Annotated in this window: 20 protein-coding genes, 1 pseudogene and 1 riboswitch; of the genes and pseudogenes, 11 read left to right on the top strand and 10 right to left on the bottom strand. The window is 40.1% G+C overall.

The genetic code is table 11. The features are described 5' to 3' along the window. Window positions 1-103: 103 nt before the first annotated feature. Window positions 104-850: an AraC family transcriptional regulator gene (locus OCU60_RS08825; protein ID WP_074372522.1), complete on the top strand. Its 747-nt coding sequence runs from the start codon at window positions 104-106 to the stop codon at window positions 848-850. 229 nt (window positions 851-1,079) lie between these two features. Here the strand turns inward: OCU60_RS08825 and OCU60_RS08820 are convergent. Beyond that, a pseudogene (locus tag OCU60_RS08820) lies at window positions 1,080-1,997 on the bottom strand (IS481 family transposase); the annotation flags it as partial. A gap of 294 nt (window positions 1,998-2,291) precedes the next feature. Continuing rightward, window positions 2,292-2,651: a plasmid recombination protein gene (locus OCU60_RS08815; RefSeq protein WP_074372519.1), complete on the bottom strand. Its 360-nt coding sequence runs from the start codon at window positions 2,649-2,651 to the stop codon at window positions 2,292-2,294. A gap of 503 nt (window positions 2,652-3,154) precedes the next feature. Here OCU60_RS08815 and OCU60_RS08810 point away from each other — a divergent pair. From OCU60_RS08810 to OCU60_RS08785, 6 genes are read left to right on the top strand one after another with little or no spacing between them, the layout of a single operon-like run. Continuing rightward, window positions 3,155-4,105 carry a nucleotide kinase domain-containing protein gene (locus OCU60_RS08810; protein WP_074372518.1) on the top strand — a complete coding sequence of 317 codons (951 nt, stop codon included), beginning with the start codon at window positions 3,155-3,157 and terminating at the stop codon, window positions 4,103-4,105. Window positions 4,106-4,120: 15 nt separating this feature from the next. After that, window positions 4,121-5,101, top strand: a complete 981-nt coding sequence (locus OCU60_RS08805; RefSeq protein WP_074372517.1) for a thymidylate synthase — start codon at window positions 4,121-4,123, stop codon at window positions 5,099-5,101. 8 nt (window positions 5,102-5,109) lie between these two features. Then, window positions 5,110-5,577 (top strand): TIR domain-containing protein, encoded by a 468-nt coding sequence (locus OCU60_RS08800; RefSeq protein ID WP_074372516.1) that lies wholly within the window; start codon window positions 5,110-5,112, stop codon window positions 5,575-5,577. After that, window positions 5,577-6,212 (top strand): Nmad2 family putative nucleotide modification protein, encoded by a 636-nt coding sequence (locus tag OCU60_RS08795; RefSeq protein ID WP_074372515.1) that lies wholly within the window; start codon window positions 5,577-5,579, stop codon window positions 6,210-6,212. Before OCU60_RS08800 ends, OCU60_RS08795 begins: the two co-directional genes overlap by 1 nt. Window position 6,213: 1 nt before the next feature. Continuing rightward, window positions 6,214-8,193: a TIR domain-containing protein gene (locus tag OCU60_RS08790; RefSeq protein ID WP_159439451.1), complete on the top strand. Its 1,980-nt coding sequence runs from the start codon at window positions 6,214-6,216 to the stop codon at window positions 8,191-8,193. Beyond that, window positions 8,183-8,779 (top strand): deoxynucleoside kinase, encoded by a 597-nt coding sequence (locus tag OCU60_RS08785; protein WP_074372513.1) that lies wholly within the window; start codon window positions 8,183-8,185, stop codon window positions 8,777-8,779. Before OCU60_RS08790 ends, OCU60_RS08785 begins: the two co-directional genes overlap by 11 nt. A 468-nt stretch (window positions 8,780-9,247) precedes the next feature. On the opposite strand, the gene OCU60_RS08780 is transcribed toward OCU60_RS08785, so the two are convergent. Together OCU60_RS08780 and OCU60_RS08775 are read right to left on the bottom strand one after the other, a co-directional pair. Then, window positions 9,248-10,528 (bottom strand): hypothetical protein, encoded by a 1,281-nt coding sequence (locus tag OCU60_RS08780; protein WP_139302098.1) that lies wholly within the window; start codon window positions 10,526-10,528, stop codon window positions 9,248-9,250. Between the two features lie 245 nt (window positions 10,529-10,773). Next, window positions 10,774-12,258, bottom strand: a complete 1,485-nt coding sequence (locus OCU60_RS08775) for a carboxypeptidase M32 (protein WP_074372511.1) — start codon at window positions 12,256-12,258, stop codon at window positions 10,774-10,776. Window positions 12,259-12,676: 418 nt separating this feature from the next. Between OCU60_RS08775 and OCU60_RS08770 the strand changes: the two genes are divergently transcribed. Beyond that, window positions 12,677-13,525: a DUF4123 domain-containing protein gene (locus OCU60_RS08770; protein ID WP_074372510.1), complete on the top strand. Its 849-nt coding sequence runs from the start codon at window positions 12,677-12,679 to the stop codon at window positions 13,523-13,525. A 187-nt stretch (window positions 13,526-13,712) separates the two neighbouring features. Continuing rightward, window positions 13,713-14,726, top strand: coding sequence for a zinc dependent phospholipase C family protein (locus tag OCU60_RS08765; RefSeq protein ID WP_074372509.1), 1,014 nt, complete (start codon window positions 13,713-13,715; stop codon window positions 14,724-14,726). A gap of 14 nt (window positions 14,727-14,740) precedes the next feature. Here OCU60_RS08765 and OCU60_RS08760 read toward each other — a convergent pair whose 3' ends face one another. After that, window positions 14,741-16,108 (bottom strand): alanine/glycine:cation symporter family protein, encoded by a 1,368-nt coding sequence (locus tag OCU60_RS08760; RefSeq protein WP_074372508.1) that lies wholly within the window; start codon window positions 16,106-16,108, stop codon window positions 14,741-14,743. Window positions 16,109-16,215: 107 nt separating this feature from the next. Further along, window positions 16,216-16,309, bottom strand: a riboswitch (glycine riboswitch). A 492-nt stretch (window positions 16,310-16,801) separates the two neighbouring features. On the opposite strand from OCU60_RS08760, the gene OCU60_RS08755 reads away from it, so the two are divergent. After that, entirely contained in the window at window positions 16,802-17,548 is a 747-nt protein-coding gene (locus OCU60_RS08755) for a chromosome partitioning protein ParA (protein ID WP_074372507.1), read from the top strand. A 211-nt stretch (window positions 17,549-17,759) separates the two neighbouring features. Here the strand turns inward: OCU60_RS08755 and OCU60_RS08750 are convergent, their stop codons facing one another. From OCU60_RS08750 to OCU60_RS08730, 5 genes are all read right to left on the bottom strand, one after another. Next, entirely contained in the window at window positions 17,760-18,317 is a 558-nt protein-coding gene (locus tag OCU60_RS08750) for a hypothetical protein (protein WP_083602610.1), read from the bottom strand. A gap of 584 nt (window positions 18,318-18,901) precedes the next feature. Further along, the gene (locus tag OCU60_RS08745) at window positions 18,902-19,339 is read right to left on the bottom strand and encodes an NUDIX hydrolase (protein WP_074372505.1); all 438 of its coding nucleotides are present in this window, start codon (window positions 19,337-19,339) and stop codon (window positions 18,902-18,904) included. A gap of 81 nt (window positions 19,340-19,420) precedes the next feature. Then, a complete protein-coding gene (locus OCU60_RS08740; protein ID WP_074372504.1) occupies window positions 19,421-19,969 on the bottom strand; it encodes a hypothetical protein in 549 nt (182 codons plus the stop codon). 403 nt (window positions 19,970-20,372) lie between these two features. After that, the gene (locus OCU60_RS08735) at window positions 20,373-20,570 is read right to left on the bottom strand and encodes a hypothetical protein (protein WP_074372503.1); all 198 of its coding nucleotides are present in this window, start codon (window positions 20,568-20,570) and stop codon (window positions 20,373-20,375) included. A gap of 460 nt (window positions 20,571-21,030) precedes the next feature. Continuing rightward, window positions 21,031-21,765 (bottom strand): glycerophosphodiester phosphodiesterase family protein, encoded by a 735-nt coding sequence (locus tag OCU60_RS08730; RefSeq protein WP_074372502.1) that lies wholly within the window; start codon window positions 21,763-21,765, stop codon window positions 21,031-21,033. A 217-nt stretch (window positions 21,766-21,982) separates the two neighbouring features. Between OCU60_RS08730 and OCU60_RS08725 the strand changes: the two genes are divergently transcribed. Beyond that, entirely contained in the window at window positions 21,983-22,750 is a 768-nt protein-coding gene (locus OCU60_RS08725) for a DUF3450 domain-containing protein (RefSeq protein WP_074372501.1), read from the top strand. The last annotated feature ends 1 nt before the right edge of the window (window position 22,751 follow it).

Here is a 22,751-nt window from a genome sequence, read left to right as displayed (position 1 = left end):
TAATCGGGACTTCATTGTTTATACTTTAACTGAAGACCAAGAAGAAAGCGTATCAATTGATACGACGTTCTTCTCTGAGTCGCGGTTAAATAGGATAATTCGTTTGAGTTTAGACTTTGAGATATTTAAACCTCAGGGGAAGTTAGCCGGCCATATTCAGGCAATCTGGTCGGTTTCCGTCGCGTCTGACACGGTGCAAACGGTGCGTAAGGAATTACTCAGTGATGCCGGAACCGGTGTGACGTTCATTTTGCAAAATGAGGTGCAGATGGACGGCGAGTGGCAGAGCCCGGGGGTTCTGTTACTGCCTGTCAGCACACTGGCGCATCAGGTTTGTCTGCCGCCCGGTACTGTTATGGCCGGGGTGCGCTTTCATCCTGCGGTCGGTTATCAGTTGTTTGGTCAACGCTTAGCACAGCCGTTACGAATTGAGGGGGAGCATCCGCTCGCCTCTTTGACGTTAGCGACATTTGCATCTCTGCAAACAGCGTATTCGCCGTCAGCGAGAATGGTTGCGTTATACCACTGGTGCCAAGATCTGATTGCAGCATATGAGCCTCAGGATGTCAGTCATATTATCCACCAAGAGCGAGCTACGATCAGTCAGCGTCAGAGAGAACGTCAGTTTCAGAAATGGCTGGGGATTACTCCGAAACATTATCAGCGCATTACACGGGTGAGACAGACTTTAGAGCAGCTTCGGGCACAGCCTGACATCTCTTTGTCGGATCTGGCGCTGGAGCAGGGCTTTGCTGATCAGGCCCATATGACCCGGGAATGTAAGCAGATTGCGTGTATGACACCCAAACAGTTTGTGCGGAAGAGAAAAAGCCGAACAGGCTTTAATTAAGCGGCGACCCGATAATATGGTGAGTCATTTCGGCTGGTATCATCAGCTCGTGACATGAAAGTCAAAAAACGGAATGAATTCCGCTTTTTGACTATTGAAAGCATCTCTACTTAAGCCGCTATTTTTAGATCAAGATAGCTTTAGACCAAGATAGATCAAACCCAAATCGCTTGTACTAATTCAGACCTGATCTGACAGTTACCCACTTTTCGACTCGGTGCCTGTCAGATTATATCTGGGCTAGATTCTTTTCAGCCCAGATTGACTTCCCATCCTCTAATGTTTCTATCGGCGTTCTGCCGCAGCACATTTTTCCTTGATGAGTACGATGATTGTTGTAGTAGTCCATCCATTCGTCCAGATCTTTCTGTAACTCTTCCATTGAACCATACAGTTTCTTTCTGAATGTCACTTGGTAAAACTCATTCAATATGGTCTTGTGGAAGCGTTCGCAGATACCATTTGTCTGTGGCGACATCGCTTTAGTTTTAGTGTGGTCGATATCATTGATGGCTAGGTAGAGTTGGTAATCATGCTGTTCAACACGGCCACAGTACTCAGTGCCTCGGTCAGTCAAGATTCTCAGCATTGGCAGCTCATGCGCCTCGAAGAACGGTAGAATCTTATCATTCAACATATCCGCTGCGGTGATTGGTGTTTTTGTCGTGTAGAGCTTAGCGAAAGCAACTTTGCTGTAGGTATCAACGAACGTCTGCTGATAGATGCGTCCAACACCTTTAAGATTGCCAACATAGAACGTGTCTTGAGAGCCGAGATAACCAGGGTGTGCCGTTTCTATCTCGCCACACGCCTCGTCATCATGCTTCTTACGCTCAAGGGCTGCTACTTGCTCGTCCGTTAGGATGATACCGTCCTCTGCGACCTGTTTTTCCAGTGCAATAAGTCTTTTCTTGAAGTTCTCTAGATCATTGCGAAGCCAGATTGAACGCACACCACTTGGAGAAATAAACACACCTAGTTTACGTAGTTCATTGCTTGTTCTGACTTGTCCATGAGCAGGGAAGTCGATGGCGTACTTGAGCACGGCCTGCTCTGTTTCGATATCGACACGGTTTTTCAAGTTTGGAGCTCTACGGCTTTGATTAATCAGCGCATCGCTCCCACCAGTTTCAACTAACTCTTGGTAACTCTCTTCTTTTCAAATTGAAGTGTCAGATCTAGTCGGAACTAATACATTTTAATAATTTTATTATTTTCATTTGAAGTAAGTAATTTTTTGTTTTTTACTCATTCAGTAGCTTATCTACAAGAGTAACTTTACTTTGTATCATGTCAGAAGTGCTCAAGATTTTAGCGAGGCGGTTAGACGCTGCTTTCTCTGTTTGCCATTCTTTTCTCGTCAACCTCCAGCGTCGAGACCCATCTCTTGTTAAACCACACTGTACGACAACAGACGCTTGGTATTCATCCTGAAATGTTCTCATAGCTTCAGTGTATGAGCACTTTTTGTTTTTACTGTACTTCTAGCTGCTATACTTGGGTGTACTTTTCCAATATCAAGTCTATTATCATTACCCACAGAAGGAACTAAAGAAAAATGGCAATGCCGAAAAGGTTCATCTGAATGAACCACCACAGACTTCAATTGCTTGCCATATTTGGATGAAAGAAATTGTATTGTCAGCTTGAGCCAATGCTGTAAATTAGGATCTTCCCATGCTACCTCATTAGTCCGAGTAGGATATGACGCAACGACTTGTATCATGATTAACCCATCTTTACGGAACTTCCGCCCAAGGTTATCTTTCGCTATTTCGGCTTGCTTTTCTGCTAACGCCAATGCGCTTCAAGGGCTTTGACCATAGACAATAATAGGTTGCTTAGGCTTCAAAACATGAGGGCATGCTTCAAAGACACTTCATTGCCTCTTTTATCATTCCTCTAGCACTCTGACGCTTGTTGTTTTTGCTTGCAATGCAAGCGTAGGGTTCGATATGTATAAACTAATAGCCACTAATCATTATTTAGTCCTTATTGTTATAATAAAAACAATCATACTAAACAATATAGGAAAAATAAATAAAACTTATTAATAACAATGGCTTATGTAAATTCTTATATAATATCAAGGTGTTGTTATTGATTAAATATCAAAGAAAATTATGGTTTTAAGCAGCTACGCAGGCCCCAAAATAAATAATTGTTTTCAAAAGTTAATTATACCGTTTATTAGAGTTTGATTTACAATGTGTGATATTAATCGCATTACCATAAAATTCATATGCTACAGTGTCAATTTAGTGTTAAATCAATCCATTAGGTGAGTAGTTTCAAGGAGGTAAATTGAAAGTTAGAGAAGAGGCATACCAATACTACTTTTACTTCATGAGCGAAAGAATGAAAATATTTTGGTTGAGATATAATAACCCGACTGATAATACTATGCTCACTTCTGATCCCATCCTAGAACAGTATAAATTCACCAATGTTTATCGAAGTACTGATAGGGTATCACAGTACTTAATAAAAAATGTTATTTATTCATATAATTATTCAGAAAAGGATTTGTTACTACGAGTTATTTTATTCAAGATATTTAATAGAATTGATACATGGGAATATATGGAATCGAGAGTCGGTAGGCTGTCTTACAATAATTTTAATGTTAACGAAATATCTGAAATTCTCACGGAGAGAATAAAATATAGACCTATTTTTAGCCCCGCTTACTTAATGACTGGTAGCCATTCTAAATATAATGAAAAATATAAGTATAAACATGAAAAATGGCTTTCAATGCTCAATGAAGAGATACTTAAATCAAATAGGATTGAGTCGTTTTTAAAGTGTCATTCTCTGGAGGAACTTTTTAACGTTCTTTCCCATTGTAGTTTTATTGGTCCTTTTTTAGCCTATCAGTATGCTATAGACCTTAACTATACTCATTTATTTGATTTTTCGGAAAACTCATTTGTTAAAGCAGGAATTGGAGCTAAGAGGGGAATTTTAAAATGTTTCTCTGATTTAGGTAAATATACATTTGAGGATGCTATTCTATTTACTAAAGATAATTATTTAAACTATCTTGATAAATATTCTTTAGAATTTGATAACTTATTTGGTCGAGAGCCAAAGTTAATAGATTTTCAAAATTGTTTTTGTGAAACTGATAAATACCTAAGAGTTAAAATGCCTGAATTATCTATAAAAAATAAAAGGATTAAACAAAAGTTTAAAATAAATAATTCAAAAATTGACTATTTTTTTCCTCCAAAATGGAATTTAGATAATTAAAATTAGAGACTAACTATGCATGCAGAAACGTATAACGGTATTGATGAACTTTTAGTGAAAGTTTCTGGCATTCTGCTAACAGAGGCTGTACCTAGGAGAACAAGAGGTATGGATTGTTATGAACTGCCAGAGCCAATAATGATAAAGATAAATAACCCAACTTCCCGTTTAATAAAGTTAAAGGAAAGAAGGTGGCCTTATCATATAGGTTATGCTGAATCACTGTGGATAGCCAATGGGCGGAACGATTTAGATTTCATGACGTGTTATTTACCTAAGTTAAACGATTTTTCTGACGATGGCTATTTTATTCGTGGGGGATATGGTCCGAGAATAAGAAAATTTAACAATGAAATATCAGATTATTCAAGTAATGAAATATTTGAACCAGAATTATCAAGTGTAGATCAACTGTCATATATTATAAGGTGTTTATCAAATGAAAAATCATCGAGAAGAGCAGTGATTGATTTGGGCGATCCTAACAAAGATAATTTTATTGGAAATAATCTAAAGAAAACCAAAGATTATCCTTGTACGAGAACTCTTCAATTTATAATAAATTCAAAGAATGAATTAGATTTATATGTTCACATGAGATCTAATGATTTTATATGGGGTATGACAGGAGTTAATATATTTAATTTTACATTCATACAAGAATACTTGTCTCAAATTATTAATGTAAATATTGGTTCGTATTATCATATGGTTAATAACTTGCATTATTACGGTGATTATAGAGAGAGAATTGTTGAAATGTCAAAATCTAAGTTTGATTGTGATATTTATAAATATAAAAGAGATATATGCTCATTTTCTGAATTTAATTCAAAGCTAAAGAAATTATCCATATGGGAAAGAGAGTTGAGGCAAAATTTAAATACTAAGTTGATTGATTTAGAATCTGATTTTATGAATGATTGGCAAAAAGTTTTATATCAATATATAACAAAATCTAGCGTAGAGTTTGTAAATCCAACTATTAATTATTGAGGTTTTATATGGCAGATAAAAACGTATTTATTAGTCATTATGGGAAAGATGATGAGAGTGTTCAAAGTTTAAAAAGTCTGTTATCAAAAAACGGTTATACACTGAAAAATAGTTCTATAGATAGTACTAAACCAAATGATGCTAGCAACGAAGATTATATTAAATCTCTTTTAAGGGACAAAATGCGATGGGCGGGTTCAGCTATTGTTTTGATTGGTCCAGAAACTCATACCAGAGAGTGGGTTAATTGGGAAATTGATTTAGCTTATCGTTTAGGTAAGCCCATCATCGGAGTATTTATTCAGGGAGCAAAAGATTCTGATGTTCCAGATAGTTTTCAAAAATATGGTGATGCTCTAGTAGGGTGGAATTCAGATAAGATTATTGACGCAATAAATGGCGTATATAGTGGATGGTCAAAAGTTGACGGCAGCCCTTGGGAAAGTAAATTAAGTTCTAAAAGGGAGGTTTGCTAATGGCATGTAGATATTTTTCGTATGTTATACCTAGGGATTATGGGTTTGCTCCTAACCCATTTGGTGGTAAATGCACATTAGCAACCTGTAAACCTAATATTAGAAAAGTAGCTAAAGTCGGTGATTGGGTCTTTGGAACAAGTTCTGTTGCTAAGGGAGCTAGTGCCCGTTTAGTTTTCGCTATGAAAATAAGTGAAGTTACGAACTTTAATGATTATTACCGCAATCCTGATTATCAATTTAAGAAGCCTGTAATGAATGGCAGTTTAAAGAAAATGTATGGCGATAACATTTATCACCAAATTAGTGATGAAACGGATGAACTATATTGGGCTCAAGATGATTCGCACCACAGTCTTCCAGATGGAACACAAAATCCATTAAATGTTAAACGAGACACTGAAACTACTGATAGAGTCTTGATCTCTGATTTATTCTATTACTTTGGTTCTAATGGTATAAAAATACCTGAAGCATTGGTTGGTGTTGTATGTAAAAGAGGTCCGGGTCATAGGGAAATATCGCAAAGTTGTGCACAACAGTTACTAAAAATGATCGATAATTCTGCTGATGTGGGAATCAATGGAGACCCTATAATGTTTACACATACATTTCAAAGATATGATGGGAAGTAAAATGTCCAAAATTTTTAATCAAATATTTTTTGTTTGGCATCCAGATGATCGTGAAAAGGTTAAGCCTTATTATGATTATTTTTTAGATAATTTAAGCCGAGATGTTTTAAAGCCAATGTCTCGATCAATTAATTTCCCAATATTTTACAGGACATCTTCGACTTCTTCGGTACCGAAGCCAATTTATACTGTTAATGATAATAAAAATATAGTTTTCTGTTTTTCTAGTATATCCGTTGTGGGGGATTACAATTGGAAAGAATATTACTTAAAACTTTTTGATAATGATTCAATTATAATTCCCATAGCACTTGATAAAGATTATTCATTTAAATTGGGTGGTGATTTTTCTTATTTAAACTTCATTAGAGAATGTGACTTTTCTCCTGAGATTAAGATGACAGAGTTCTTGGTATCTACAGTTCAATCTATTTTAAAAAAATTAAATATTGTTCCTGATACTAATGGAGATAGTGCTACCATTAAATTATTCCTTAGCCATGCAAAGAATGATAGTTGGGCTGAGGATATAGCTAAGTTTCTAAAAAATATTATTGATAATACCTCTTTAGACAATTTTTTTGATGCTCAGAATATTCATGCTGGGTTCCAGTTTTCAGAAGAGATAAAAAGAGGAATAGAAAAATCTACTTTGATATCTATACAGTCTGATAGCTATTCATCTAGATATTGGTGTCAAAAAGAAATTCATTATGCAAAAGAAAAAAACATTCCTATTATTGTAGTTAGTACATTAAAGTTCGGAGAGGATAGAATATTTCCATATTCTACTAATGTCCCATCAATTAATATTGATGCGAATACCCCATTAACTAAAGAAGATGCTTATAATATATTAGAAGCATCTTTGCTTGAAACATTAAAGATTATCTACAATCGTAGCATGTTATCAAAGTATTCTGACAAAAATACTCATGTGTTATCTAGATCTCCTGAACCGTTTGACCTGAAATGCATACACAGATCTGGTAAAAAACTGATTAATCGTATAATTTACCCTGATCCACCATTATATGAATTTGAAACACAATTATTTGATGATTTTGGTATAGACGTTGTGACTCCGTTGACAGATCAAGAGCTTGACTTAACTGGATTCAAGTTAGGTATTAGTATATCTGAACCTGATGAAAAAGAAATGTTAGACTTGGGATTGAACTCTATACATTTTAAACATATTTCACAGGCGATTGCTCAACATGTACTATTTAAAAATGGCACTTTGGTATATGGTGGAGATTTGCGACCAGAGGGTCATACAAAATATATTTTTGATGAAGCGAATGTAGTAAAAGACCGTAAGTCTAGTGATAAGAGTACAATTAATCTGATTAATTTTTTAGCTTGGCCAATATATTTATTAGACTCTGATAATACTAAGTTGTGGAAGGCTCAATATACAGATATAGCTACTTTCGAATTAGTTCCCCCACCAAAGATTAGTGATGTTACATATGATGACCAATTATTCCTTCCATATGATACTATTAATAATAAGTATGTATGGGGGGAAAGCCTTACATCTATGAGGAAAATGCTAACGGTTCAAGTAGATGCTAGAATTTTTGTTTCTGGGAAAATTAAAAATTATAAAGGTATCTGTCCTGGTGTTTTTGAAGAAATATTACTTTCAATAACATTTGATAAACCATTATATCTTCTTGGTGCATTCGGTGGTATTACTGGTAGAGTGTGCAATATTATAGAGTCGAATATTTATAGTGAAGATCTTACCTTTGAATGGCAAAAGAAAAATAATAAAGATTATGGAAATTTAAATAGACTAAGTCAGTTTAGTTGGAGTGATTCACTTGACATCATTAAAGGGGTATCGATAGAATTATTATCTGACAATAATGGTCTATCTGTAGAAGAAAATAAATTACTTTTTCATACGCTTGATATAAATGAAGCTCTTATGCTTATTTTTAAAGGTATAAAGATTATCAATGAAAAATAAATTAGTTATCTTAGAAGGTGTAGATGGCTCAGGTAAAACCACAATTGGAAAACTATTAAAAGATTCATTAAATTGTGATTTTTTAATTCAGCCTAACGGAAGTAATAAGTTAGGATTTTTGAGGGATATATTAAAGTCGAATGATAAGGAGTTTGACAAGCTTGCTAGACAATTACTTCATACCTGTAGCCATATTGTTGATTATTACGATTTAATTACTTCTATTAATAAGACTATTATAATGGATAGAAGTTACATCTCTGCTTTGGTATATAGTTCAGCTCAAGGGGAAAATAATAAGAACATACAATTGTTAAAGAGTATCCATAATTCTGTATACGGTAATCTTAGTGATAAATTTGATATTTATATTATCATTTTGGAAAAGGGAAACAGAATCGAAACATTAGATAATAGTTATTACGAAAATAAACTAGATTTAAATTTAGTAGAAGAGTTGTATAAGAAAGTGGTTCATACGGGAAATTACTATTTTGGAAGTGAAGAAAAAATATTTCATGTATCATCTACTACTGATGTTTCTACAACTTATAATAAAATTATAAACTTGTTAAATGTTAATTAGCTTCTTTCTGAAATTTTATATTTATGTTACTGATTGAAAATTTTGTAAACTAACTAAATTGTAGGAAGAGAAATGACAACAAATAAAAATAAAGTATTCATTAGCTATCATCATGAATACGATTAGCTATATAAATAGTCTCTAATAGAGTGGAATAAAAATAATAATTATGAATTGTTCATTGATGCTTCGGTTAGTACTAACGATATAAACCCTGATTTAAGTGATGAAAAAATTCGCCAGAAAACCCTCCCCAGAACGTTACGCTCGTAAGTAATGCATGGGCCATCTTTACCGTTGATTAAATCATAATTCTCTTGCTTGACTTCGTTGCATCAGACCGCAGAGACTAACAAGGGTAAATGGCTGTTCGGCAAGAGCAGAATATCCCCTTGGTCGTGCAATCGGAATGGTTGTGATCGCGTTACTCGAATAGATGATCGGGTGAGGTGGAATACGTAACTAAAGTCACAATTTGAATCTCTCGATTACTGAATCATTGATTTTGACGTTGGCAACTTGAGATAGTTCTTTCTCCAGTGTTCTTACCGAATCAGCTAGATCTACGATTGCTTGTTTTCTCTTTTTATCTCTCTCTGCTATTGCATTTTGACTAAAGTACCGATTTTTAATACTATTTTTTTGATCCTCAGTACATGTCATAGATTCTATTATATCTGTATTATAGAAAGGTATCGGATAAAACGAGTCTTTTACATAAGCACAACAATGTAGAGGATATAAATGCATAACTTCAGCAAGACGTTTGTCACATGAGAGTAGAGACGGGAAAAAGTAGTCTGCTGTTGAATCAGGTCTTATCGTTAAGCCCAATTCCAATTGGCGTATATGATATAAATCCCACGCCATTCCCAAAGCAACCTCGAAGAGGTCGGTTTTGTTCTTTTGTATTTTACTAAAGAAGCCAAAATCTTGTCCTTTATCGAAAAAATTATTCGATATAAGAGTTTCTCGGAAGAACATCGTAGACAGAATTGAATGACTAAAATCTAAGAACTCTATTAACTTATTATAAGTTGATTTTTTTGGGGAATATATCTGGATATAAATCATTTTTAATAACAGAGCATAATATGAAAAAACGCGGGTACGTATAGTGTCAAAATATGTGCTGTTAGATAAGTCTTGATACATGAAAGCAATGCTTTCTTGGGCATTTTTGTTTAGTTCTAGATCGTTTAGGTACGATTCTAGTAGGCGTTGCTCAGATAGCATTTTATAGTTTAGAGACTTTAGAACTTCGTATGCTTTAATTTTCTGGAATATTTTATTAGCTTTTTGAGGATCTTTAAGGTTTATGTAGTTCTCATGCATGTACGGTAAGGGATCTATCGAAGTTTCATCCTTAGAGATAAATTTAAATATTTCATCAAAATCTTTTGGAAGTTTGCTAGTTCGTTTTTCAAGAAATGGTTCGAGATAGCTTAGTGCTTGGGTATCAAGAGATATCGAGTAATCAACTTTGAACGATGCGGTTCCCGTTTGCATGGCTCTGATAGTTTTATAGTCTAGAACGAACACTTTCGGAGATTTAAATAAACTTCTTATAGCGGAGCCATCTGTGAAGTCAAAGTTTACTGAATAACCAGGCAAGGGACCATTTTCCGCATCAAAGACAAAATGACAGTCATGCAGTAATGGTAAGTTTTTCTCAAACATTTTAATTGATTTTAGCAAATTATCTGATGTCGCGACTGCATGGAGCGCTATCATTTTTTCTTTTTGCAAGTCTTCTCCCTTTATTTTAGTTTTAATCTTTTTAATGCTATCGACTAGATCGATACCAGTTCATTTGTTCTGATCCTATCTCAAAATTTTTAACTGTTTCAAAACAGAAATATAACAAAATAAATTAATAAAATAGGACAATTGAATGAAGTCAATAATACTCTTCCCGAGTGCCTTTGTATATATTTTGGCATTAAGCGAGGATCACGTAATGCCAAAACTAAACTATTTATAATATTGTCAAACTAGCGAAGATAACGACTTTCAAGATGCGCTTTAAAATGCTCAGCATTCAACGTCTCACCCGTCGCTTGTTTCACCAGTTCATCAGTGGTTAACAAACTCCCTTTACACCAAATATTGTCAGATAGCCAAGTGAATATCGGTGTCAAATCGCCACTGTGGATGACTCCATCAACATCGACCGTTTTCTTCATCGCTGCCATAAATTGCGCGGCATACATTGCACCGAGTGTATAAGAAGGGAAGTAGCCGAATGAGCCGTCCGTCCAGTGAATATCTTGCATACAGCCTTGGCGGTAATTGCCTTGGGTGGATAACCCGAGATAATTCTGCATTTTTTGATCCCATAACGCTGGTACATCACGCAATTCGATTACACCGTTGATCAGGTCGCGCTCGATTTCGTAACGCAAAATGACATGAGCCGGGTAGGTGAGCTCGTCAGCATCGACGCGGATGAAATCCTTGCTCACTCTGGAGTAAAGCTTTTGCAGATTGGCTTTGGCAAACACGGGGTCATTGTGTGCGTTGAAATGCTGCGATGCCAAATCGGCCAGATGATTGATGAACAAAGGATTGCGACCCATCTGCATTTCAAAGAAGAGTGATTGAGATTCATGAATCCCCATCGACCGTGCTTCACCGGCCGGTGTGCCGGCATATGCTTTGGGTAATCCCTGTTCATAGCGCGCGTGTCCGGTTTCGTGGATGATTCCCATCAGCGATTGCACAAATTCCGTTTCACTATAGCGTGTCGTGATACGGACATCGGTAGGCACACCACCACAAAACGGGTGGGTACTTTCATCCAGCCGCCCGTGATCGAAATCGAATTGCAGTTGTTGCATCACGGCTAATCCCAGCGATTTTTGCGTCTCACTCGGATAGTTCCCCCGCGGTAATAAAACCGACTCATGCGACTGTTTCTCAAGAACACGGTCAATCAGCGCGGGCAACCAAGATTTGACGTCGTCAAACAAGCTGTCCAGTGTTTGGGTCGATGCGCCGGGTTCATAAAGGTCAAGCATCGCATCATATGGGGTCTTGCCTGTCGCTGCGGCCCGAATCTGCGCTTCTTCGCGTGAGAGTTTGACCACTTCCTCCCAGTTGGCCGCGAAACCGGCCCAATCATTATCTTGTCTTTGTTGCCGCCAGGCATGTTCACATCGGGCGCCGGCAATTGATTGTGCCTGAACTAATGATTCAGGCAGCACGGTGGCTTGCTGCCACAGTCGTTTCATCTCGCGGAGCACGGCTTGCTGTTCTGTTGAAAGTGGTGCCTGTTCTGCCTGAGCAAACCACTCGGTCAGTTGGGGCTGATTCATTAGCTGGTGAATATGGACTTGTAACGCGGCCATCGCTTGGGCACGCGCTTCAGCCCCGCCTTTTGGCATCATCGCGGCCTGATCCCAGCCGCAGATTGCAGAAAGATGCTCGAAGTGAGTGATATTTTTTGTATGCTCAACCAACTGATGGTATGCGTTCATAGATTCACCTCTTATTTAAGTGGTAGCAAATGAATTCAAGGGTATCTCAAGATGCAGTGAAACACACAATGATTTTCATTTTTTATGACTTATTGATTTTTATGTGATTTTTATTATGGGTTTTATTTGTTAAGTGACTCCCAAAAGTGATCTAAACAGCAAAATGGCATCTTCATAATGGAAAGAATATTGATAGAATTGATTTTTCTCATATGAGTTTAAATTATTTCTCAAATGAGACTTATTGTATGCTAAACCATTTGTTGAATCCGTCGTGTTTTGACGGAACCGTTTCTCGCCTATCTATAAAAGGAATAATCATGATAGTCACTTGCGATGCCTCTATTCGTTATACCCGCCATATGTGGAATCGTTCGGTTTGGTTACCTCGTCGGCTCATCGTGGATGGTTTTACACGATGAACATGTTGCAACCTGAACAAGCCTTGGATCGGATACCGACAACGGTGGGCGATCATCTCTATTTATTTGTTGATGGTCGCCAATTGCCACCGTATTACCGAAGCTATTTCCCTGATGAGCCAATCGTCGAATCGGCCGCTATGTATCTCTATGAATCGGATGAAGAACAGTCGCCTTATCTGTTGGCCGTGGATGATTCAGTGAAGCAATGGTTTTTGCGACACCAGCGCGGGACGGAGGGATTTTTCTTCTGTTCATCCTGGTCGATCGAGACACTCGCTGAACATTTTCGTCAGCAGATACAGGTGCTGTCTCCTTATGGGACGACCAGTTATCTCAATATGGCTCATGCAGATGTTGCGTGGACGTTACTCAGCGCGTCGTGTCATTGGTTTTGGCTGCCGATGGATAAGGTTTGGTTACCCACGTCTTTGGGCTGGAAAGTCATCGTCCGGTCTGATTTTGAACCGATGGTCGAGTTTGATTTACCGTTACAACTCACGCCAGTGCAGTGGCAGCAACTTAGCCATATTGCATGGCAGAGCCTACTTGAAGCGATATACCACCATATGAAGCGCCATTTTCCTGAGGTGCTGTTCCAGCAAGATCGCGGGGATCTTTGGGTTGAAGCTCATGCTCAGATTGCCCGTCAGAAAGGATTTGTCACCCGTCAGGATCAGTTGAATTACTTCAATATCATTGGTTGGTTGGGTGAGTCGGCGGTGGCAGGGGAGTCGTATCCGGAGATTTATCAACTGATTCACTTTCCCTCACCGGCAAGGACACCGACTCAGCGGATTCGTCAGGCGGCTCGGTTCGCAAAACAGTATGCGTTGGGTGTGTGATTGGCAGATGCGTGCTTAGCCGGTGCCAGCGTGTTGGTTCAGAAGAAAGCGTACAACCATCACAGCAAGAGATGTTTAATCACAGCAAGCGATGATTACATCGGGATTTATCACTTTTCATGCAAGATAAATGTCATAAAAATCACGTAATTTGTCATCATCGGGTAATCAATGATGAAGGTTTATTATGCCGGGTGCATTTGCTCATATCACAGCGGTTAATCAGGCATTCATGCAAGGTGATGTTCGGTATGCTTTACCCAGCCGAATGCAACGTATTTTACTGGTGAATCAGCGTTACGTCGAAATGGGGGCGGTTTCTCCGGATTTTCCTTATCTGAAAATTACCGATTCTCTTCAGGCAGCATGGGCTGATCGAATGCATTATCACTATGTCGGTGATTTGGTGCGCGGTATGATTGCGCATGTGCGTCGTCTCTATGGCGAGCAGCAGGATCGTGCCTTTGCCTGGCTGAGTGGGTTTCTCGCCCATGTGATCACCGATATTACCATTCATCCGGTGATTGAGCTCAAAGTCGGGGATTACGACCAGAATAAACCACAGCATCGGGAGTGCGAGATGCATCAGGATGCATTTATCTGGCAACGGATGGGGCTGGGTGACATTGGTTATATTGAACGATTATCACGTCATTTGCTGCACTGTGCGGAAATACAGTCACCGAATCAGATTGATCATGTGATTGAGATGGTCTGGCGCGAGTCGTTGCTGGATACATACGGGCAACGGTTCGGGATGCCGGATATTCATGGATGGTATGTCGCTTTTATTCGTGTCATGGCCTTGGTGGAAGACCAATATCGGTTATTTCCGTTTTCTCGTCATGTCGCGGCTTTTCTCGGTTTGGTCTATCCACAGATTTCAGCCATTGATCAGCAGTACATTACACATCTGGAGACGCCTTATGGCTATTGGCACTATGATCAGGTGTTTGATTTTACGGTCGCGAATGTGGTTCATTATCAGCGGTTGCTCGGCCGGAGTGTTTATGACAATGATGCAACAGATTGGCTGAAGAACTGGAATCTGGATACGGGGCGGTGTGAGCAAGGGAATTTAACGCTCTGGTCGCAAGAGTCACTCGGGCAACAGTTTATAGCAGGAAATACAACACGGTTTGGTGAACCGGGATTGAGCGCGCCTGTGATCGATCACATGACGCGCTCCACTCACCGTTAAATCTTGAACGGTATTCAGGCTTCTGTGGGCGCAGACTTCATCATGCCGTGGCGGAAGAATAACGCGGTTTCCTCAATGACGACTTTTCTCAACATCAGCAAGCCAATCAGGTTCGGAATTGCCATCAGGCCATTGACAATATCGGCAATAATCCAGATTAAATCCAGATGTAAAAATGACCCGGAAGCAATCAGCGCGATGAAGATCAGTTTATAGGGCAATATGCCTTTGGTGCCGAACAAGAAGACGACACAACGCTCACCGTAATAGTTCCAGCCCAGAATTGTGGTAAACGCAAAGAAGATTAATCCAATGGATACGAGCAGCGGACCCACCGTTGCTGAATCAAGACCGAGCGCAAACGCATGGGTTGTCATGGCGGCACCGGACAAATCCCCCTGCCATGTATTGGTGAGGATTAACGCCAACCCGGTCATGGTACAGATCAGGATCGTATCGAAGAATGTCCCCGTCATCGAGATCAACCCTTGTCGCACACAAGAATCGGTTTTTGCGGCCGCGGCCGCCATCGGTGCGCTGCCAAGGCCGGATTCATTGGAAAATACCCCGCGAGCGACACCGGCCTGAATCGCTAACATAATGGTTGCACCGGCAAAACCACCGGTTGCGGCCGTTGATGTGAAGGCGGACTGAATCACCAGCAGGACCGCAGGAACAAACTGATCCGCTTGCATGATTAAGATCGACAGACAGGCCAGAATATAAAATAAGGCCATGGTCGGCACCACTTTACTGGCAACCTTCGAAATCGACTGAATGCCGCCAATGGTGACAATGGCAACGAGCAGCGTCAGGATACCGGCCGCGAGTTCTCGGGACACCCCGAATGAGAGTTGTGATGCATCGACAATCGCGTTGACCTGCGGAAATGTTCCGATCCCAAAGAATGCAACACCAATCGCAAACACTGCAAAGGCAGTTGCCAGTAGTTTTGAGCCGACCCCGTACTGTAGAAAATACATTGGCCCGCCAACCATCTGGCCTTTTTCATCGGTTTTGCGATATTTAACGGCCAACAAGCACTCTGCGTATTTGGTGGCCATACCAAACAAGGCCGCAAACCACATCCAGAACAGCGCACCGGGTCCACCGAGTTTGATGGCGGTTGCGACACCGACAATGTTGCCGGTCCCAATGGTTGCGGAGAGGGCGGTACATAATGCCGCAAAGCTGGAAACATCACCGGTTTTCCCTTGCGGGGAACGGCCAAACACCAGTTTTAACGCCGTGGGCAGGTGACGAAATTGCAGTAGTCCGAGACTGAACGTGAAGTAGATACCGGTTCCGACCAATAAACAGAGTAATGGTGGTCCCCAAATAAAACTATCGATAGCACTAAATATGGATTGCAGGTTTTGCATGATTTCCCCTTAAAATAAGTACAAATAAGGAGAAGAGGAAAGGTTGATTATAAAGTGATCGTCCTGAAATTACGGACGATGCGTTGAATAAATTTCAAAAATGGGCCTTTCACTCCTCTGTCCTTTTGCCTGAGAGTTTCATCCCGGATGGGACTTGCTCCTTCGGCGACCGATTCAACGGTTCTCTCCAGAGGTTCCTCCAACTACAGTCCTCGTATCCTCAAAATTAAGCGTTCCTCAAAATTAAGCGTGATACACCTGAAAGATTTACTTCTTCGGTGGGAAATGTTAGCTCTAATGTTAAAATTAGGTTAACAACCTCTCTCCTGTAGTCTTCACTGGAACAATCATCTGATTTGATGATTTACGGGCTGATGTTAATCCAAAAAATTTGTGATGTCACTTACAGAATTTACGTAAATCTATAAAAAATGATGACTTGATGTATTATCAACTTTCCTCTGACCTTAAATAAAAGAATCATGATATAAATCCCAGATGAGTAAGGCGGAATAATTATGGTTAGACTCATTGCAATTATTGTTTTGATTGCGCTTGCATATGTTTTGGTTCGATACGACACTCGTGAAAACATACAGAAGGGCATCATTGTCGTTCTTTGTAGCGCTTTTGTAATTTACCTGATTGCCGTTGTTGTAAGTGAACTAATACGTTAAAGCAGATGGAGTTATTGTGAATAAACAATCTGACAATTTGGATGATGGAGATGAAGACGTTGTTGTTATTGAACAAAGAGACAAACGAACTTATCTCTACATTGGTATTGCTGCCGTCATCGGTATTGCCGCAGGCGGACTGATTGGTGCCTTGTTGTCGGGGCAAAGTTGGCAGCAGAGTTATCAGACACTGGAAACACGTTATCATCAGCTTGAACAAGCCAACCAGAAAACACTGGTAGATTCAGACCAACAAACGCATGTGAAAATTCAGCAATTGAGTAAAGAGTTTGATCAGAAGCTGGCCGAGCAAAAAAATACCTACCAGCAACAGTTAGATGTGTTGAATGGAAAAATAGACCAATTAACGCAGGAAAAAACAGCGCTGGCGAAGCAGTTATCGAATGAGCAATCTAAGATCACGCAGGTCAACAAAGTGAATAACCGGCTCAATCATCAGGCCGATCTTCAAGCGACAATGTTTGAGCGTTCGCGAGAATTGTTCCAGAAAGAACTCAAAGTAAAGCAATCCCTAGAGTCACTGGAACAAGAGCGGGACACGCTCCAGCAGAAAAAGAAAGAATTGAAGAAAGAGTGTGACCTTTATTTACAAGGTACTTCTTGGGATGCCCATTCTGATGCTTGTGATCAACAAGATGCTGCCAATGAACGTTTGGGTAAAGTCAACCAACTGATCAAAGTGAATCAGATGGATTTGAAAGAGATTCAGGCACTGGCAAAAGATCTGGGGATTGATGAGTAGATGTGTGAATGAACCGGGACGGCGTTCCGGTTTATTGGCTTATCTGTATTCATCCCGACTGGATCTGACAGTTTTGATTATACCGTGTGACTTCATCGTACACCTACATTCTGCATCCTACGGGGCATTTTTGGACAGAAACTCGTTAGATCTAATGCTCTAGAACGTTCCTATTGGATTAGGAAAAGTATGTTGGAGATTTGAGCATTTGTTAGCTGCTTAGCATATCTGGGTATATTGATACTCCATTGCCATTAAAACGAAAGTTATTAAGTGTCATAAATCCACTTCCATCACTGAAAGCATATGATATCGCAAACTTATCCAAGATTGACTTTAGCTCTTCAATTTCGTTTGGCATTGTTGGCTCTACTATCCACAAACCAGCAATTTTAAAGGCGCGATTTTCAATTATACTCGTACAACAGTACTGATACGAGCCTAACTCTTTGAGCAAAAGCTTTAACCCACCTATGCGCCTGCCATTACGAGCTAATGTTGCTTCCCAAGCAGTAACCATGATCATTTTTGAATAATCAATAGATACATCTGTTTTTTTATCCTCAGACTTTTCAAAGTTGACCAAATATGGTTGATCTAGAAACTCGCTTGAACGCTCATAAATAAGTTGAGATAGCATCTTAGGGTTAGTGGTATTGATCACCAGTTTGTCCACATCATTGACCAACACAATGGTTGAAATCACCACACCACTGACAGTAGCCAGCCATTTACGTAATGGATCTCGTCCAGAAAATCTTTTATTCATGCCGCCTCTATAATTCCTCGAGCATCGGATTGCCTTTTGCAAGGTCGCTGGAAAAGAAGCCTGACGTGCCATAAGGAAGTTTGAACACATGATTTGCTCCGCAAACTGAGCACTCAACGGTATAATTACTACTGAAGCTTAATAACTTTCCAACTGGTAAATAACAATCAATTTCTGCCTGACAATAAGAACACTGAGTTTTGAATTGTTGATGATTCATATATCCCCGCTCAATTAAAGTGTGATGCATATCACATTTTAAGTGAATAAAAATTAATGGTCAACTAGATTGCCATGCATAGTGTTTCATCCAATCCCTCCAAAACACAGTTCTGAATAATAACTTTGGCAACATCAACAAAATAGGCTTAGGTCATGACTTCTAGCTATCATGAATTCAAGTATTGCAAAAAACGCGTATCTAAGTTGAAGAGAAAAAATTGTGCCAGCTCACTTTGGGGCATTTTCGTGTTTCATGCCCCTCAGCACACTTCTGGACATAAATGAGTTAGATATGATGCTCCAACCCCATGAACTAGATTAGAAAAGTACCTTGAAATCTTAATCGTTTGTTATGCGATTTTTCAAAGATTACTCTTAAGCCTTTGATTAAGTTCCCATAAGGCTATTCTGTTTGAGTCATATTTCAAAAGTTCACTAGCCTCTTGAAAACCACACCAACGAAATTTTGTATGCTCATTTGATAGCTGAGGCTCAGTAGACACCCGAACTGAAAAAGAATATTCAGGCACTACAAACTGATGATTAGTCCAATTTTCATGGCCAGCATAGTACACTTTGGGGAGCATACACAATGAGTCCAATTGCTGCCAATCACAGCCAATTAAACTAGTTTCTTCTTTAAGTTCACGCTTTGCTGCCTCGATAAATGATTCACTATCTTCACCGCCGCCTGAAATAGCTTGCCATACACCATTATCACTTCGTTTTCCGATCAAGTAACGAGGTTGTTCATTGAGTATTTGATACGGAAATACTAATACTTGAAATGGTGCTCTCATTGATTTTTTCTCTAACGCTGAGCTTTGCGGCAATTTTGGAGCCGCGAAGCGGTGGAAAAATTGTCCGGCAACAGCGGCTGGTTATGCCTCTCGAAGCAGCGTAACTATACGATTAGCCATGGAAACGTATTCTTTGGCCGCATCGGTTTTAACTTCTTTGTCAGTAAGATGAACAGCCTTGTTACGCGTTTCCCTCAAAAGTTGTAGTAGGCCAAATGTTCCTTTGCCTAACGTATTGTAATCTGCGAGCTTGAGCTGAAGCATGTGCGTGTTTGAGCTCTTCATCTCCTCTGCGGGAATCCCATACCTCGCTCCCATTTCCTCCAAGGCAACCTCGACGTCTAGCCATGATTCAAGAATTGCTCCTCTTGGCGAAAGCTCAGCTAACTCTAAGCGCCGTGTAAATTCCTTTGTTTCGGGCAGAGCCAGTTCTGGCAGCGAACTCTCAGCTTCCCGGCTCGCTTCTTGAATATGATTGCTGAATTCAATCTGAGTTTCTTTGTGCTTGATGCTCTGAATCCGGCCTATTGCCTCTACCAACTCAGTCCAAAGCAAAACAACGGCTACAATCAGAGCTGATGGCCACGCAATCGAATCTATTACAGAAGAAAGAAATGTAAGCCAGTCCATGCGGCTCCTTTAGGCATAACAGTACCTTTTAACTAGACTCTGTCTGTATAAACTCAGCAGAAAATACAGAATTAATTTTTTATCAATTTGTTTTCACTAATAATTTTGTATAACCAACGTGACAATTACAGACAATCTCTGCCTAACACACCATACCAAACTAAGTACATAATTATTCATTAGTAAAAGCAGGTCAATGAATGACAAAATAAATGAGTCCCAAGTCTTAGGCTGGCACACTATGGGGCATAGTTACCACCGTTTTAATCATCAAAATTTTCTCGCAAACAATACACCTACGATGCTCAGCATGTGATTCAGTCCCGCGAGCAGGGCCGGCTCTTAGAACTTGATCAAAACGAGCCGCAATTGCGGCTCGAAAATTAAATAAACCAATCAATCATCATACCAAATCTGATTCATCTGACTCCTCATGATAGCGCACGTAATGGGTGGTAATCAGGTTATTCAGATACAGCAGCACGTTGCGCAGCTCTTGACTGTTGTGCCGCTGTTCGGCTTCAAACATTTCTTCTAACTGGCGCAGGTATTCGCGGGCTTTTTGGGCGAATTGATGATCGTAAGGGATGGTTTCGTACATAGGTTGTAACCTCTTCTTGTGATGAACGATATACCACCACACAAAGGTTCCTAATCTTTGAGTGGTGAACTGAACAGGGTTAGGAACTACCGCTCACAAGAAACGGTGCGCCAAAGCGCCCCTATCCAGCCCACCATAATTCAGGCGTGCTGAAGTTACATGAAAATACCAGCACAGCTAGCATTTTACATGTCTTGTGAAGGAAAGACAGGGTTCCTAATCCCGACACTGGATTTTGCCAGTGCATTCACAGGCTATCAGTTTTTAGATCGACAAAAGTATGAAAAAAGTATGAGATTTTGGGATGTTGAGCATAGGAATCAGTGAATTTGGGGACAGTCAGTTTTAAAAAGGAATTGGACAAAACTAATTTAGAGTAGCCTGTAAGATCCAGTCATATCGGGGAAACGAAGCTGATAGATTGCATTCAGACTATCAGCTTATATTAAACACTTCTGCATCAACCTTCTGTTTTTTGTGCCGTTGCCGGTGCTAAAAATCGTTGCGGAAAGTCGCTGAAAATCGCATCCACGTCAGACAGACGACGAAAGCGTGGGTTGTTCACGGTATAACACCAAATCTCAACTGACTTTTCGCGCAGCTTTTTGATCTGTTTTTTGGTGAGCCAGCGGGCATTGAGGTGGCAACTGAAGGCTGATGTTTCGTCAATCAGCCGCATGACTTTCATATTCGCTCTTTCCGCCAAAACGCCGAGACGAAAATCAGCAAGCTGATGACTCATTTCACGCATGACGTCATGGTGAAAACTGGATAATAAAATTGAATCGGGGGAGACATTGCTCGTTTCAAGCTCTTTTTTGAGTGAAGCAATCACCGGCCTGACAGCATCATGATCGAGTTTCACTTCGAGATTGACATGGATCCCTGTGGCTTTCACCACTCTGAGTAATTCTTGTAAGGTCATGATCCTCTCTCCGGCAAAGCTTGGTGCAAACCAACTGCCGAAATCGAATTGTTGCAGCGCATCGAGTGTCAATTCATCAATGCGTCCCCGCCCGTTACTGCACCGATTAATCTTATAGTCATGACAGACAACCAGTGCCTGATCTTTGGTGGGTTGAATATCCACTTCGATCCATTCGAGGCCGAGGTCAATCGCGGCCATGATACTGGCCATGGTATTTTCCGGATAACTTCCGGCGACACCGCGGTGTCCGACGATTCGGGGCAGCATTGTTTACTCCTTACAAAAATGTGCCCCAAATAATAGACTGAAGTGGCTGTAAACGATAGCATCGAGTCTGAATATCTGGAGAAAGCAGTCCCAATCAGCGCGTGGCGTGGCGGCTGTATATTTCATGCCAATCGAGCAGTAGATTTGATTTACCTATTGATAATGAGATTTTTTCTCATTAAGATGAGAGCAATTTGACGCAACCAACTTTATTCTTATGAATCGTTTTAGATCCAGTGCATTCGTTTTGGCTGCATTAACAGCATTTCCAATACTTGCAGCACCAGTAGACCAGGCTCAATCCATTCAGAAAAAGACCAATCAAGCCTCCGTCCGTAGCCAGAAAGTGATTGATAAAAGTGCCTCGGCCTCCATTGAACTCAAAGCATCAATTGAAAGATTGAGAGAAGAGGTCAATAACTTAGAGGTGTATCGTCATCACTTGAAGACATTGATTGATAGTCAGAACCAAGAGATGACCAGTCTGGTGCAGCAAATCAGCGATATCAAAGAAACCCGACAGGGGATTGTTCCTTTGATGTACCACATGATCGACGGACTCAAACAGATCATTGCACAAGATAAGCCGATCAAGCTTGCCCAACGCCGGGAGCGCGTCGAAAAACTGACTACGTTGATGGGAAGAGCCGATGTGAGTGAGGCGGAAAAGTATCGTCGTATTTTAGAGGCCTATCAAATCGAAATGGATTACGGGAATAAGATCGCGACTTATCAGGATGAAATGACCACATCGGATGGTGTGACCCGTGAAGTTGATATTCTCCATATCGGTCGTTTAAGCCTGCTCGCAAGAAGTTTAAATCATCAGGTGTTCTGGGTGTGGGACATGCAATCTCATCAGTGGATCCATGGTGATACAGCGCAGTTAACGCGTATCAATCAGGCGTTTGATTTAGCCAATCAACATATTGCTCCGACTTTATTGGATGTGCCGGTTTCTCTAGCTGTCACGGAGGCGAAATAAG

The sequence above is a fragment of the Vibrio spartinae genome (genome assembly GCF_024347135.1).
GTDB classification, from domain to species: domain Bacteria; phylum Pseudomonadota; class Gammaproteobacteria; order Enterobacterales; family Vibrionaceae; genus Vibrio; species Vibrio spartinae.
Note: the sequence above shows the minus strand (reverse complement) of the source record. Positions and strands in the feature narration are given on the sequence as shown.